At 69.9% G+C, this 13,736-nt stretch carries 13 protein-coding genes; 8 read left to right on the forward strand and 5 right to left on the reverse strand.

The window, feature by feature from the left end:
- The first annotated feature begins 1 nt into the window (after nucleotide 1).
- The gene (locus tag ON21_RS20390) at nucleotides 2-2,569 is read left to right on the forward strand and encodes an MFS transporter (protein ID WP_039799909.1); all 2,568 of its coding nucleotides are present in this window, start codon (nucleotides 2-4) and stop codon (nucleotides 2,567-2,569) included.
- A 104-nt stretch (nucleotides 2,570-2,673) separates the two neighbouring features.
- Here the strand turns inward: ON21_RS20390 and ON21_RS20395 are convergent, their stop codons facing one another.
- The gene (locus ON21_RS20395; protein WP_039799910.1) at nucleotides 2,674-3,693 is read right to left on the reverse strand and encodes a crotonase/enoyl-CoA hydratase family protein; all 1,020 of its coding nucleotides are present in this window, start codon (nucleotides 3,691-3,693) and stop codon (nucleotides 2,674-2,676) included.
- 108 nt (nucleotides 3,694-3,801) lie between these two features.
- Between ON21_RS20395 and ON21_RS20400 the strand changes: the two genes are divergently transcribed.
- Nucleotides 3,802-4,401: a TetR/AcrR family transcriptional regulator gene (locus tag ON21_RS20400; protein WP_039799911.1), complete on the forward strand. Its 600-nt coding sequence runs from the start codon at nucleotides 3,802-3,804 to the stop codon at nucleotides 4,399-4,401.
- A 219-nt stretch (nucleotides 4,402-4,620) separates the two neighbouring features.
- Entirely contained in the window at nucleotides 4,621-5,529 is a 909-nt protein-coding gene (locus tag ON21_RS20405; RefSeq protein ID WP_083880760.1) for a cutinase family protein, read from the forward strand.
- A 1-nt stretch (nucleotide 5,530) separates the two neighbouring features.
- Here the strand turns inward: ON21_RS20405 and ON21_RS20410 are convergent, their stop codons facing one another.
- Nucleotides 5,531-5,980, reverse strand: coding sequence for a MarR family winged helix-turn-helix transcriptional regulator (locus tag ON21_RS20410; protein ID WP_245562661.1), 450 nt, complete (start codon nucleotides 5,978-5,980; stop codon nucleotides 5,531-5,533).
- Between the two features lie 94 nt (nucleotides 5,981-6,074).
- On the opposite strand from ON21_RS20410, the gene ON21_RS20415 reads away from it, so the two are divergent.
- A complete protein-coding gene (locus tag ON21_RS20415) occupies nucleotides 6,075-6,860 on the forward strand; it encodes a dioxygenase family protein (RefSeq protein ID WP_039799912.1) in 786 nt (261 codons plus the stop codon).
- Between the two features lie 15 nt (nucleotides 6,861-6,875).
- Here ON21_RS20415 and ON21_RS38535 read toward each other — a convergent pair whose 3' ends face one another.
- On the reverse strand, nucleotides 6,876-7,409 hold the full coding sequence (locus ON21_RS38535) for an Rv3235 family protein (RefSeq protein ID WP_157170894.1): 534 nt from the start codon (nucleotides 7,407-7,409) through the stop codon (nucleotides 6,876-6,878).
- A 169-nt stretch (nucleotides 7,410-7,578) separates the two neighbouring features.
- On the opposite strand from ON21_RS38535, the gene ON21_RS20425 reads away from it, so the two are divergent.
- From ON21_RS20425 to ON21_RS20440, 4 genes are all read left to right on the forward strand, one after another.
- Nucleotides 7,579-8,826 (forward strand): alpha/beta hydrolase, encoded by a 1,248-nt coding sequence (locus ON21_RS20425; protein ID WP_051021125.1) that lies wholly within the window; start codon nucleotides 7,579-7,581, stop codon nucleotides 8,824-8,826.
- Between the two features lie 102 nt (nucleotides 8,827-8,928).
- Nucleotides 8,929-10,023 carry an LLM class flavin-dependent oxidoreductase gene (locus ON21_RS20430; protein WP_039799913.1) on the forward strand — a complete coding sequence of 365 codons (1,095 nt, stop codon included), beginning with the start codon at nucleotides 8,929-8,931 and terminating at the stop codon, nucleotides 10,021-10,023.
- Complete coding sequence (locus ON21_RS20435) at nucleotides 10,020-10,625, forward strand: FMN reductase (protein ID WP_039799914.1); 606 nt, start codon at nucleotides 10,020-10,022, stop codon at nucleotides 10,623-10,625. Before ON21_RS20430 ends, ON21_RS20435 begins: the two co-directional genes overlap by 4 nt.
- Before the next feature lie 70 nt (nucleotides 10,626-10,695).
- Nucleotides 10,696-11,244: a YceI family protein gene (locus tag ON21_RS20440; protein ID WP_039799915.1), complete on the forward strand. Its 549-nt coding sequence runs from the start codon at nucleotides 10,696-10,698 to the stop codon at nucleotides 11,242-11,244.
- Nucleotides 11,245-11,290: 46 nt separating this feature from the next.
- Here ON21_RS20440 and ON21_RS20445 read toward each other — a convergent pair whose 3' ends face one another.
- On the reverse strand, nucleotides 11,291-12,130 hold the full coding sequence (locus ON21_RS20445) for a DUF72 domain-containing protein (RefSeq protein WP_245562662.1): 840 nt from the start codon (nucleotides 12,128-12,130) through the stop codon (nucleotides 11,291-11,293).
- 48 nt (nucleotides 12,131-12,178) lie between these two features.
- Entirely contained in the window at nucleotides 12,179-13,696 is a 1,518-nt protein-coding gene (glpK, locus tag ON21_RS20450) for a glycerol kinase GlpK (protein WP_039799917.1), read from the reverse strand.
- Nucleotides 13,697-13,736: the final 40 nt, after the last annotated feature.

A 13,736-nucleotide genomic window follows, 5' to 3' on the forward strand; every position in this document is an offset into this window, starting at 1 on the left:
CATGACGACTTCCACCACCCGGGCTCCGCGGAACCCGGCCGCAGGCGCGGACACGTCACTGTCGCACCGGCAGATCCTGACCATCCTGTCCGGGCTGCTGCTCGGCATGTTCCTGGCCGCGCTCGACCAGAACATCGTCAGCGTCGCGATCGTCAAGATCGCCAACAGCCTGCACGGTTTCGACGAACAGGCCTGGGCGACGACCGCTTACCTGATCACCGCGACGATCACCACGCCGCTGTACGGCAAATTGGCCGACATCTACGGCCGCAAGCCGTTCTACCTCACGGCGATCAGCCTGTTCGTCATCGGTTCGGTGGCGTGCACCTTCGCCACCTCGATGTACCAGCTCGCCGCGTTCCGCGCGTTCCAGGGCTTGGGCGCGGGCGGACTGATGTCGTTGGCGTTCACCATCATCGGCGATATCGTCCCGGCCCGCGAACGGGTGCGCTACCAGGGATATTTCATGATGGTGTTCGGCACGGCCACCGTGCTGGGCCCGGTGCTCGGCGGCTTCTTCTCCGACTACGAAGAGCTCGGCGGCATCGAGGGCTGGCGGTGGGTGTTCCTGGTGAACGTCCCGGTCGGCGTACTCGCGCTGCTCGTGGTCGCCAAGGTGCTCAACGTGCCGCACCAGCGCCAGCACCACCGGATCGACTGGTTCGGCGCGCTGACGCTGACCATCTGCGTGGTGCCGCTGCTGATCGTCGCCGAACAAGGCAGGCACTGGGGATGGTCCTCGCATCGCTCACTGCTCTGCTACGGCATCGGCGCGGCGGGTCTGGTGCTGTTCGTCCTGGTCGAGTGGCTGATGAAGGACTCCGCACTGATCCCGTTGCGGTTGTTCAAGAACTCGACGTTCAGCGTCACCATCGCGGGCGGATTCATCGTCGGCGTCGCCATGTTCGGCGCGATCACCATGGTTCCGCAGTACTTCCAGGTCGTGCGCGGCTACTCGCCGACGAAGGCAGGTCTGCTGATGCTGCCCTTGGTGCTCGGCATCATGATCGGCTCGCAGACGGCGGGACGGATCACCAAGCGCACGGGTCGCTACAAGATCCTGCCGGTGACCGGCACGTTCATCGTCGCGATCGGCGCGACCCTGTACGCGCAGGTGCACTACGACAGCCCGCTGTGGCAGCCGCTGGCCATCGGCGGACTGATCGGGCTCGGGCTCGGCTGTTGTATGCAGACGCTGATCATCGCGGCGCAGAACGCCGGACCGCGCTCGGACATGGGCGTCTCCACCGCGTCGGCCACCTTCTTCCGGCAGATGGGCGGAACGCTCGGCGTCGCGGTGTTCCTGACCATCCTGTTCAACCTGCTGCCGCACCGGATCACCGATGCGTTCGGCGGCGCGCTGCCGCCCGGATTCGGGACCGAGCAGCTCAGCGGCATGCAGTCCAACACAAGCGGTATCGCGGCGCTGCCCGACGCGCTGAAGGTGCCGATCCTCACCGGTTTCACCAACTCCATGCACGGGGTGTTCTACGCGGCGGCCGCGGTCGCGCTGCTGGCCTGCGTGGTGCTCGTGTTCATGAAAGAGATCCCGTTGCAGGACACTCCGGCGCCCGCCGCGCAGACGCCGGCCGAGAAGGCCGGCGCCGCCGAGTCGCACTGGGACACGGATCAGGTCTGGGAGGGCGCCGCGCAGGCGCTGTCGGAGCCGGAACCGGTGCTGGCCGCCGCCGCGAGCGGCTACGCCTCGGGCGATCCGGCGAGCAACGGCGCGTACCTGCGCGAACCGCGGGCGAGTTCCGATGGCGCCGAGCACGAAGGCCGTTCGCTCAGCGGCTACGTCCATCGTGAGGACGGCAGGCCGGTGCCCGCCGCCGCACTGACGCTGATCGACCATCAGGGGCGGCAGGCCGCGCGGACGGGCGGCGGCGCGGACGGCAGCTACCTGGTCGGCGCGCCCGACGCGGGCAACTACGTGCTGATCGTGTCGGCCGCAGGGCATCAGCCCGCCGCGGTCAACGTGACGGTCGGAGACCGGCCGCAGCAATGCGACATCACCTTGCTCGGCTCCGGCGAGGTGTCCGGCGTGGTCCGGTCGAGCACCCTCGGCGAGCCGCTGCCCGGCGCGACCATCACGCTGACCGATCTGGACGGCGAGGTCGTCGGATCCGCGATCGCGGACGCCGACGGCGGCTACGTCTGCCACGGCGTCGTGCCCGGCACGTACACCGTCGTCGCGGTCGCCGAGCACATGCGTCCCAGCGCGACCGCGCTGACCGTGCCCGACAGCGGGCTGCTGCACCACGACATCGATCTCACGCCGATGGCGGTGCTCGCCGGGTCGGCGTGGTCGGACACCGGCCGGGCGATCGCGGACGTGCAGATCAGCGTGCTCGACGCGGCGGGCGTCCTGACCGCGACGACGCGCACCGACGAGAACGGCCGTTATGTCGTCACGGATCTCGCCGAAGGCGACTACACGGTCGTCGCACGCGGCTACCCCGCGGTGACCAGCCGGATCACGGTGAGCGGCGGCGAGGTGGACCACGATGTGCGGCTGAGTTACGACATCGAGGACGAAGCGACCGGAAAGGTCCCGCCCGTCCGCTGACGGATTGCGCGGAGTAGGCAGGAGGGGCGGTGGTCACCGGACCACCGCCCCTCGCCGTTCACGCCCGTGGGCTCCCCGCACGGTCCGAGCGGCTCACAGGGGGATCATCCCTCCGACCGGTCGCGCTTGTGATCGCCGAACGGTTCGTCGCGTTCCCGGACCGCCGTGCGGAAACCGGCGGCGGCGGCGCGGGTCTGGAAGGCGTAACCCTCCGCGGTGTGCCGGGAGATGCCGTCGAAGACGGTGCTGATCATGCCCGAGTTGGCCACGCCCTGGGCGTACAGCGCCGAGTTGAGCGCCAATTTGGCCATCATCAGCTGGTTGATCGGCATGCGCGCGATCCGCGCGACGAATTCCTCGGTGCGCGCGTCGAGTTCGTCGGCGGGCCAGGATTCGATCGCCAGGCCCCACTCCACCGCTTGCTTGCCGGTGAGGCAGTCGCCGGTGAACAGCAGGCGCTTGGCGCGCTGGTCGCCGAGGCGATGCGCCCACATGCCCGCGGCCGGAACACCCCAGACCCGGGTGGGCGGATAGCCGATCTTGGTGTCGTCGGCGCAGATGATCTGATCGGCGAACAGGGCGATGTCGCTGCCGCCTGCCACGGCGAAGCCGTGCAGCTTGGCCACGGTCGGCTTGTTCGCCTGCATCAGGCTGGCGAAACCGCGGTTGAACCGGCTCATCATCGCGTAGTCGATCATCGGGTCCCAGGTGCGCGCCGGATCGTGATTGCGGCCCTGCACCACCGGATCGACGACCGTCCCCGCCGCGTCGCCGGGACCGCCCGCCACCGCGAAACTCTGCTCGGCGAACATGCTCAGGTCGTATCCGCCGCAGAACCCCTTCCCGCGCCCGGACAACAGGATCACGTGCACGCGCGGGTCCAGATCCGCGCGTTCCACCGCGTGCGCCAGGTCGTTCGGCGTGTCCGGCGTGATCGCGTTGCCCTTCTCCGGCCGGTTGAACGTGATGCGCGCGATGCGGCCGTCTCGCTCGTAGGTCAGGGTTCGGTACTCGCGCGCGTCGTCCGGGTCGGGGCGCCCGGCCCAGGGCGAGTCCGGCTGCTCGGTCCACCCGCGATACCACGCGCCCGAGTCGCCTTCGGTCTGGATGTCACTGTCGGTCATCGTTTTCCCTTCGACGCTGATCCGGAACCCGTCTCCGCAGTCTGGCGCAACCGCCGATTGACAGTCAATATTGACTGTGAAAGTGTCGCGCCGACGGAGGGAGGCGGAATGGCCGGACTACGCGAGGAACAGAAGCGAGCGACCCGCGTCCGCATCCTCGACGCCGCCGCCGACCTGCTGGCCGAACAGGGTTACCGGGCGCTGTCCACCCTGTCCGTGCAGCGCGCCGCGAAGGTCAGCCGCGGAGCGCTGCTGCATCATTTCCCGACCCTCGGCGCGTTGATCACCGATCTGGTCGGCCATTTGGTCGCGCGCAACGAAGCGGCGGTCGGCGAGATCGCGATCGGACTCGGCGACGGGGCCGACCCCGTCCGGCGCGCCTTGACCGCCCTGTACGAGTCGATGGCGCGCCCGGCGGCGCAAGCCGAGTTCGAACTGTGGGCGGCCGCGCGGACCGATCCGGCGCTTGCCGAGGCGTTGCGCGCGGCCGAACGCGCGGCCGGGCGCGATCTGCGCCGCGTGGTGGACGCGCTGTTCGGTCCGGCCGTCGTCACCCGTCCGAGTTATCCGGCCGTCCGCGATCTCACCGTCGCGATACTGCGCGGCACCGCGATGTCCCGTCCGTTGCGCACTTCCGAGCGCGCCGCCACGGCAACCATCGACCGATGGGCGCAGGCCATGGCAGTCCTACTCGCGCAGGACACTTAGCAAGCGAGAAGCAGCGAGGCGGTCGACAGAGATGTGACACGCCTCACTCGAGCGCCGGATTGTGCTGTCTCACACACTCTCGCTATCCTGGCTGCACTTTGAGACCATCGAGTCTCAATGCAGCCTTCGACGGGGCCTTCGACCACCGCACGGCGCCCGGCGGAGGCCGATTCCTGCCGGGGAGCGCCTGCGGCGCCTGTACTACCAGGAGCAAACGCCATGCGATCGAAGTGGATCTCGGCGGCCATCGGTGTCACGGCGATGGCGCTGTCGTGCGTCGGGCCGGGCAGCGGGCCCGCCGTCGCCGAGCCGGATTGCCCGAGCATGTACGTGGTGGCGATCCCGGGCACCTGGGAGACCACCGACCGGCCGGACGGCGAGCGCCCCGGGCCGGGGATGCTGGCCGGAGTCACCAGCGGACTGCCGCCCTCGGTGCGAGTGGACTACGTCAGCTACGCCGCGACCGCATTCCCCTGGGAGACCGAGGTTTACGGCGCATCCAAACGCGAGGCCGTCGACAACGCGCGCGGCATGATCGGGGCGATGGCCAGGGCCTGCGGCGCGACCAAGATCGCATTACTCGGCTACAGCCAGGGCGCCGACGCCGCGGGCGATCTGGCCGCCGAGATCGGCACCGGCATCGGCGTCGTGCCGCCGCAGCGGATCGCGGCGGTCGGGCTCATCTCCGACCCGCGCCGCTCCCCCACCGACGCGCTGGTCGGCCCGCCGGTGGGCGGCGCGGGCGCGGGCGGTCCGCGCATCGGCGGCTTCGGCTGGGTCACCCCGCAGACCCGCACCATCTGCGCCGCGGGCGATCTGTACTGCTCCACGGCTTCGGACGATTTCGTGACCCGCTTCGCGGGCTTCCTGGCCCAGACCTCCCATCCCGACCCGGCGAACCTCTGGCGCTACCAGCTGGAAATGGGCGCCATCGTCGGCGATCTGATGTCCAACGGCGGATTCCCCTTGTTGCAGAGCCAGTTGTCGGAGTCGGCGAACCAGGAACGGGCCCGGTTGCTGGACGAGTTCTACCGCTCCCAGGCGCACACCGCCTACGGCAGCTACCGCGTCGGCGACGGAGCGACCGCGCTGTCGTGGATGCACGACTGGCTGGCGTCGCTGGCCTGAGTCAGGGGGCGAGCCTGCGCGCGACCTCGCCGAGACCCTCCGCGACGGCGCTCTGCTGAGCGGCGGTGAGCACGTCGACGAGAACGCGGCGGACGGTCGCGACATGGTCCGGCGCCAGCTGCGCCAGCCTTTCCCGGCCCGCACCGGTGAGCACGGCGATGACTCCGCGCACGTCGGTCGGGCAGGTCTCGCGCACCAGCAGCCCGGCCTTCTCCAGCTGCGTCACCTGGTAGGTCAGGCCGCTTTTGGAGGTGTAGAGCGCGTCGGCCAGTTCGGTCATCCGCAGGCGGCCCTCCGGCGCGTCGGCGAGCCGCACGAGCACCTCGTACTGCGTGTGGGACAGCCCTTCCCGCTTGAGTTGCCGTTCCACCTCGCGGCCCACCAGGGCGCCCGCCGCGAGGAAGCTGTGCCACACCTGCATCTCGCGCGCGTTCAGCCACCTGGTCTCCACGGCTCCACCCTAGCCGCATTGTTCAAATTTGAACAACTGGCTACAGTGGAGTTCGAATTTGAACTACCTGGGCGGCCGAGCAAGGAGTAGCGCCATGACCACCACGACCACCGAACGGATGCCGGTGCTCTATCTCTCGCACGGCGCCCCGCCGCTGGCCGATCACGCGAGCTGGCCCGCCGAGCTGGCGGCGTGGTCGCGCGCCTTGCCGCGCCCCCGCGCGATCCTGATGGTCTCCGCGCACTGGGAATCCGCGCCGATCGCGCTCGGCGCCACCGAGACGGTGCCGCTGGTCTACGACTTCTGGGGCTTCCCCGAGCGGTACTACCAGGTGCGCTATCCCGCGCCGGGCGCGCCGGAGCTGGCCGAGAAGGTGCGAAACCTGTTGCGCGGACCCGGTGTCACCGTGGCGGACGTCCCGGAGCGCGGGCTCGACCACGGAACCTACGTGCCGCTGAAGGAGATGTACCCGGACGCCGATGTGCCGGTGTTGCAACTGTCCATGCCGACCCTCGACCCCCGGATGCTGCTGGACATCGGCCGCAAGCTGGCGCCGCTGCGTGACGAGGGCGTGCTGATCGTCGGCAGCGGTTTCTTCACCCACAACCTGCGCGCCATGACGGCCGACGACGAGCACGTGCACTCCTTCACCGCCGAATTCGACGCGTGGGGCCGCGAGGCGCTGGCCGCCCACGACGTGGACGCGCTGCTCGATTTCGAGCGCAAGGCGCCCGCCGCCCGCCTGGCCCATCCCCGCGCCGAGCACTTCGCACCGCTGTTCGTCGCGCTCGGCGCGGGCGAGGACGACCTCGGCGCGCTGCGCACCGTCATCGACGGCTACTGGTTCGGCATGGCGCGACGGTCCGTCCAGCTCGGCTGACCGCCGCGCGCCGCGTCATCGGAGGCGCAACGCCGTCAGCCGCCAGCCGGCCGAGCGGGTCCGCACGATGCGTGCCGCCAGAGCGAAACGCCGCCCGCCGCGGGCGTACGCGGCGAAGACCTCGGCGGCCCTGGCGTCCACGAGCACCACGCTCACCCGGACCGGCACCGCGACCCCGAGTCCGCGACCCGGGACGTAACCGGCGTCGAGCAACGTGCGCACCGCGGCGACGACCGTGGCGTCGGCGACCACGGCCAGTTGCGGCACAGGTCTCCTGCGGTCGAGCACCTCCAGGACTATGCGCACCGCCGACTCGGCGAACCGGCGTGCCGCCGAGGGGGTTTCGTCCCCCGCCGCAGCCGCGGGCGCATGACTCCGCCGCACCGCGCTGCGTACCCCGGCACTCGACCGGCCGGACAGGGCGCGCGGCCGGGTGCGGCAGGGTAATGCCCGAGCGGGCGCCGGATCGCGAGCCTCGGCGCGTCTGCGACTGTCCAAGGGCGGCTCCGGATTCGGAGCAGGCGCCAACCAATCGTGATAACCAGCCATGCAAATCCCCTTCGCAACCCGATGGTCGAAACCCTGTGGCGACCGATTCTGCGGACCGGGCACCGGAAGTCGCGCGTAGTCGGCTACCCGATTACGCCCCCGATCCGGCGCGTACGAAAACCGACCTAGGTTGGAAGGGACAGCCCCGACCCGGAAGCGGAGACCCTGGATGACCGACGAGCGAGGAGCGGATGTGACCGTGCCCGGAAAGTCCGCGACCTCGCGCCGCTCGGCCCGCCTCGCCCTACTGACGTTCGCCGGTGGGCTCGCCGGCTATCTCGTGCTCGGCCAGTCGCTCGCGATCCTGCCGGTTTCCTGGACGATGCCGCTGCTGCGCAACGCGATCGCCCAGTCGGCCGTGCTCTTGCTCGGCGCGGTCCGTGACGCGCTGGGCTCGTGGAACATGGTGCTGGCGGTGGTCGCGACCGGGCTCGCGCTGACGGCGCTTCGCTCGGCCGAGCGCGGACGGCGCGCGGCGGGCACGGTGACCGGCGTGGCCGTCGTCGGCCTGGCGCTGTCCGTCGCGACCAGCGCGACGCTGATGTTCGCGGCGCACGACGCGGCGGGCGTCTGGGTTCGGTTCGCTCCGGCCGTCCCGTTCCGCAGCGTCGGCGACGCGCCCGACGAGACCGTCACCTACGCGACCGTCGACGGGCAGCCCATCCAGGCGGATCTGTATCTGCCCGCACGGGGGCAGGCACCGGCCCCGCTGGTGGTGAGCATCCACGGCGGCGCGTTCGTCGGTGGCAGCCGCGGCACCGACGCCTACACGACCTGGCTCGCCGAGAACGGATACGCCGTCCTCGACGTCGACTACCGCCTCTCCGACGAGGCCGCCCACCGCTGGGACACCGCGGACGCCGATATCGCCTGCGCACTGACCTGGGCCGCCGGGAACGCGCAGCGGTACGACTGGGACATGCGGCGGGTCGCCACGTTCGGCGAATCCGCGGGCGGCAATCTGGCCATCGATGTCGCGAACAAGGTCGATGCCGGTGCCTTGCGTCCCAGCTGTGGCAACGCCGGGGATCTGCCGAAGGTGCGCGCAGCGATCGCGCTGTATCCGGTGGTCGATCTCGCCGCTTCCGGCACCGAGACCGCGCTCGGCGTCGACGCGGCCCGGCAGTATCTCGGCGGCACGCCCGAGCAGTACCCCGAGCGCTACACCGCGACGAGTTCGGCTCCGCACGTCACCGCGGCCTCCCCGCCCACCTTGTTGATCCAGGGGTCCAGCGATCACCTGGTGCTCGCCGAGCACACCGCGGCCTACGCCGCAGCACTCGAGACCGCGGGAGTCCCGCAGCGCTACGTCGAACTGCCCTTCCTGGAACACGCCTTCGGCACCACCGAACTCGACACGGGCGCACAGGTCACCCGCGAACTCGCCAGGACCTGGCTGACGGAATACCTGCCGTAACCGACGCCACACCGACGCGCCGGGAATACCCACGCACCCCGCCCGGTTCCTTTGGTTGCCATATCCACCAAATTGAGTCAGACTGAGAACGAAGGAGGCGTCGTGCAGTTCGGAATCTTCACGGTCGGCGATGTGACGACCGACCCCACGACCGGCCGGACGCCGAGTGAGCACGAGCGCATCACCGCCATGGTGACGATCGCGCGCAAGGCCGAGGAGGTCGGGTTGGACGTGTTCGCCACCGGCGAGCACCACAACCGGCCGTTCGTGCCGTCGTCACCGACGACCATGCTCGGCTACATCGCGGCGCGGACCGAGCGGCTCCAGCTCTCCACCGCGACGACCCTGATCACCACGAACGACCCGGTGAAGATCGCCGAGGACTTCGCGATGTTGCAGCACTTGGCCGAGGGACGCGTCGACCTCATGCTCGGCCGCGGCAACACCGGGCCGGTCTACCCGTGGTTCGGCAAGGACATCCGCGACGGCCTCGCGCTGGCGATCGAGAACTACCACCTGTTGCACCGGCTCTGGCGCGAAGACGTGGTGGACTGGGAAGGCAAATTCCGCACCCCGTTGCAGTCGTTCACCTCCACGCCGCGCCCGCTGGACGACGTTCCGCCGTTCGTCTGGCACGGCTCGATCCGCAGCCCCGAGATCGCCGAGCAGGCCGCCTACTACGGTGACGGCTTCTTCGCCAACAACATCTTCTGGCCCAAAGAGCACTTCCAGCGGCTGATCGGGCTGTACCGGCAGCGCTACGAGCACTACGGCCACGGCTCCGCCGACCAGGCGATCGTCGGCCTGGGCGGGCAGGTTTTCATGCGGAAGAACTCCCAGGACGCGGTGCGCGAGTTCCGCCCCTACTTCGACAACGCGCCGGTGTACGGGCACGGCCCCTCGCTGGAGGAGTTCACCGAGCAGACCCCGCTCACCGTGGGCAGCCCGCAGCAGGTCATCGACAAGACGCTCACCTTCCGCGAGTCGTTCGGCGACTACCAGCGCCAGCTGTTCCTGATGGATCACGCGGGCCTTCCGCTGAAGACCGTGCTGGAGCAGCTGGACCTGCTCGGCGAGGAAGTGGTGCCGGTGCTGCGCAAGGAATTCGCGGCCCTGCGCCCGGCGCACGTGCCGGACGCTCCGACGCACGCGAGCCTGGTCGCCGCCCGCGACGCCGCCGTGGAGGCGACCCGATGACCCGCATCGCCGTCGTCTCCGCGGGCCTGTCGCAGCCCTCGTCGACCCGGTTGCTGGCCGATCGGCTCGCCGCGGCGACCGGCGCGGCGCTGTCCGCGTCCGGTGCGGACGTGACCTTCGACGTGGTCGAGGTACGCGAGCACGCCAAGGAACTGACCGACAACCTGCTGACCGGATTCGCGCCCACCGGGCTGCGCGCGACGCTCGACACCGTGACCGGCGCCGACGCCCTGATCGCCGTCACGCCGATCTTCAACGCCTCCTACAGCGGCCTGTTCAAGACGTTCTTCGACGTGCTGGAACCGGACGCGCTGGCCGGAATGCCGGTGCTGCTCGGCGCGACCGGCGGCTCGGCGCGCCACTCCCTGGCGTTGGAGCACGCCTTGCGGCCGATGTTCAGCTATCTGCACGCGGTGGTCGCGCCCACCGCCGTCTACGCGGCTTCCGAGGATTGGGCCTCCGCGGCGACCGGCGGCCTCAACACCCGGATCGACCGCGCCGCAGCGGAATTCGCGGCCATGCTGACCAACACGCCGCGACCGCGTTCCGCCGATCCGTACGACGACCCGGTACCGTTCGCACAGCTGCTCGGCGCTCGCTGATCCTCCCCTGACCGATCCCGCCCTACCCACAACCAACTAGTTCAAATCTCAACTACCCAAGGAGAACATCATGTCGACCGGAACCACCAATGCTCTGACCGCGGGCACCTGGGCCATCGACCCCGCCCACTCCACCCTCGGCTTCTCGGTGCGCCACCTGATGGTCAGCAAGGTGCGCGGCCGCTTCACCGACTTCTCCGGGAAGCTGGTGATCGGCGAGGACGGCAGCGCCTCGGCCGAGGCCGAGATCCGGGTCGACTCGGTCACCACCGACAACGAACAGCGCGACGCGCATCTGCGCACCGCGGACTTCTTCCAGGCCGAGCAGTTCCCGGTGGCCACGTTCAAGTCCACCGGATTCCGGGTGAACGGCGACGATTTCGTGGTGGACGGCGAATTCACCATCCGCGGCGTCACCAAGCCGGTATCGCTCGAGGTGGAGTTCCTCGGCGTCAACCCCGGCATGGGCAACGGGCCGGTCGCGGGCTTCGAGGCCAAGACCGTGATCAACCGCCGCGACTTCGGCATCACCATCGACATGCCGCTGCCCGACGGCGGCGCGGTGATCGGCGACAAGATCACGCTCACCCTCGAGGTCGAGGTCGGCCTCCAGGCCTGATCCGGACGCCTCCCGCGGCTCGATGCCGCCGCGGGAGGCGTTTCGGTCAGAACAGCGTCATCGGCTCGGCGACAGCGGGCTCGGGCAGCGGCTGGAGCTCGGGCAGGCGGGCCCTGACCTCGTCGTGGAAACGGCGGGCCAGCTCCAGCGAGCCCGCGTTGTCCGGCGTGTGCAGGAACACCGTGGGCGAACGGCCTTCACGCAGCCATTCGGCGACCGTGCCGACCCACGGCCGCCAGCCGTCGACGGTGCGCTGGACGTCGTCGCGGCCGTGGTACCGCACGATCGGGTATTCGGTCAGCGCACGCATCCTGCGCCGCACCCGCGGCTTCTTCGCGGCCGCTTCCTGTTCCGCCGCGCTGGTGGGCGGACCGTCGAAAAGCACTGTGGTGTCGAACGGCACCCATTCGGCGCCGACCCTGGACAGCACGTATTCCAGCCTGCGCGCCGCCTGTTCGTCTTCGAAGAACGCGGGGTGGCGTACCTCGACCGCGGCCCGGTACGTGCGCGGGAGATGCCGCAGGAACCCGGCCAGCGCACCGAGATCGTTGGGCCCGAACGAACCCGGCAGTTGCACCCACAGAGCGTGGATGCGCTCGCCGAGCGGCTCCATCGCGGCGAGGAACGACCGCAGCTCGTCCTCGACGCCGGTCAGCCTGCGTTCGTGGGTGATCGGCCTGGGCAACTTGAGCACGAATCGGAACGCGGGATCGCACTGGGCCGCCCAGGATTCGACCGTCCGGCGCGACGGCGTCGCGTAGAACGTCGTATTGCCCTCGACCGCGTTGCACCACGTGGCGTACCAGCGCAACCGCTCCCCCGCGGAGAGCTGTCGTTCCTGCCAGGCCGCGTGCGCCCACATCGCACATCCCACGTGAAGCCGCATGCTCTCGACGCTAACCCACGCTCCTGACACGGTCGCCGGTCGCCGGACTCACCGCCGCGCCCGCTTCTTCGACCGCACCCAGCCGAAGGTCAACTCGACCGCGCGTTTCCAGTTCTCGTACTCGTCCTCCCGCAGCTGCGCGTCCATGCGCGGAACCCATTGGGCGGCAAGGCGCCAATTGTTGCGCAGCCCTTCCAGGTCGGGCCAATATCCCACGGCCAGCCCCGCGGCGTACGCCGCGCCCAGCGAGACCGTCTCGGCGACGAACGGGCGCAGCACGGGAACGTCCAGTACATCGGCCACGATCTGCATGAGCAGGTTGTTCGAGGTCATCCCGCCGTCCACGCGCAGTGCCGCGGCTTGCAGGCCGGAGTCGGCGTTCATCGCCTCCACCACGTCGCGGGTCTGCCAGGCGGTGGCCTCCAGCACGGCGCGGGCGATGTGGCCCTTGGTGATGTAGGAGGTCAGTCCGGCGATGAGACCCCGCGCGTCGCTGCGCCAGTGCGGCGCGTACAGCCCGGAGAACGCGGGCACGACGTAGCAGCCGCCGTTGTCCTCGACCGTGCGCGCGAGGGTTTCGATCTCCGGCGCACTGGTGACCAGCCCGATGTTGTCGCGCACCCACTGCACGAGCGAGCCGGTGACCGCGATCGGACCCTCCAGCGCGTAGACCGGCTCCGGGCCGATCTGGTAGCCGATCGTGGTGAGCAGCCCGTGCTCGGAGCGCACCAGGTCGCGTCCGGTGTTCATCATGAGAAAACCGCCGGTGCCGTAGGTGCACTTGGTTTCCCCGCGCGCGAAACAGGTCTGGCCGAACAGCGCGGCGTGCTGGTCGCCGAGCGCGGCGGCGATCGGAATGCCTGGCACCACCCGGCGGGTGCTGCCGTAGGACGCGATCGACGGCTGGATGCGCGGCAGCATGCGGGCGGGGATACCGAAGAACTCCAGCAGTTCGTCGTCCCAGGTGAGAGTGCGCAAGTTCAGCAGAAGGGTGCGGCTGGCATTGGTGACGTCGGTGCAGTGCAGCCCGCCGTCGGGGCCACCGGTGAGGTTCCAGATCAGCCAGGTCTCCATGGTGCCGAACAGCACTTCGCCGCGCTCGGCGCGCTCGCGCAGTCCCGGCACCGAGTCCAGCATCCAGCGCAGCCGCGGTGCGGCGAAATAGCTGGCCAGCGGCAGGCCGCACAGCTCACGAATCCGGTCGGCGCCCGGCTTGTGCTCCAGTTCGCGAACCAGTTCCTCGGTGCGCACGTCCTGCCAGACGATCGCGCGCCCGATCGGCGTACCGGTGCGGCGGTCCCACACCACGGTGGTCTCGCGCTGATTGGCGATGCCGAGCGCGGCGATCCGATCGGCGGTCACGCCGGAATCCCGCAGGGCCTGCGGCACGATGCGCTCGACGTTGCGCCAGATCTCCAACGCGTCCTGCTCGGCCCAGCCCGGCCGCGGATAGTGCTGCCGGTGCGGGCGCTGCGCGACGCCGACCAGCCGGGCCCGCTGATCGAACAGGATGCACCGCGTGGAGGTGGTGCCCTGGTCGATGGCCAGCACGTAACGCTGCTTCATGCCCGGCTGCTCCTGTTCGACATCGGCTGATCACCCGCCG

This window comes from Nocardia araoensis NBRC 100135 (assembly GCF_000308435.1).
Taxonomy (GTDB): Bacteria; Actinomycetota; Actinomycetes; order Mycobacteriales; family Mycobacteriaceae; genus Nocardia; species Nocardia araoensis.

Excerpts from the sequence above, each read along its gene's own strand:
- ON21_RS20415 (WP_039799912.1), top strand. The coding sequence starts at position 6,075 with ATGACCACCACGACCACCGAACGGATGCCGGTGCTCTATCTCTCGCAC.
- ON21_RS20425 (WP_051021125.1), top strand. The coding sequence starts at position 7,579 with ATGACCGACGAGCGAGGAGCGGATGTGACCGTGCCCGGAAAGTCCGCG.
- ON21_RS20440 (WP_039799915.1), top strand. The coding sequence starts at position 10,696 with ATGTCGACCGGAACCACCAATGCTCTGACCGCGGGCACCTGGGCCATC.
- glpK (WP_039799917.1), bottom strand. The coding sequence starts at position 13,696 with ATGAAGCAGCGTTACGTGCTGGCCATCGACCAGGGCACCACCTCCACG.
- ON21_RS20390 (WP_039799909.1), top strand. The coding sequence starts at position 2 with ATGACGACTTCCACCACCCGGGCTCCGCGGAACCCGGCCGCAGGCGCG.
- ON21_RS38535 (WP_157170894.1), bottom strand. The coding sequence starts at position 7,409 with ATGGCTGGTTATCACGATTGGTTGGCGCCTGCTCCGAATCCGGAGCCG.
- ON21_RS20395 (WP_039799910.1), bottom strand. The coding sequence starts at position 3,693 with ATGACCGACAGTGACATCCAGACCGAAGGCGACTCGGGCGCGTGGTAT.
- ON21_RS20435 (WP_039799914.1), top strand. The coding sequence starts at position 10,020 with ATGACCCGCATCGCCGTCGTCTCCGCGGGCCTGTCGCAGCCCTCGTCG.
- ON21_RS20400 (WP_039799911.1), top strand. The coding sequence starts at position 3,802 with ATGGCCGGACTACGCGAGGAACAGAAGCGAGCGACCCGCGTCCGCATC.
- ON21_RS20445 (WP_245562662.1), bottom strand. The coding sequence starts at position 12,130 with ATGCGGCTTCACGTGGGATGTGCGATGTGGGCGCACGCGGCCTGGCAG.
- ON21_RS20405 (WP_083880760.1), top strand. The coding sequence starts at position 4,621 with ATGCGATCGAAGTGGATCTCGGCGGCCATCGGTGTCACGGCGATGGCG.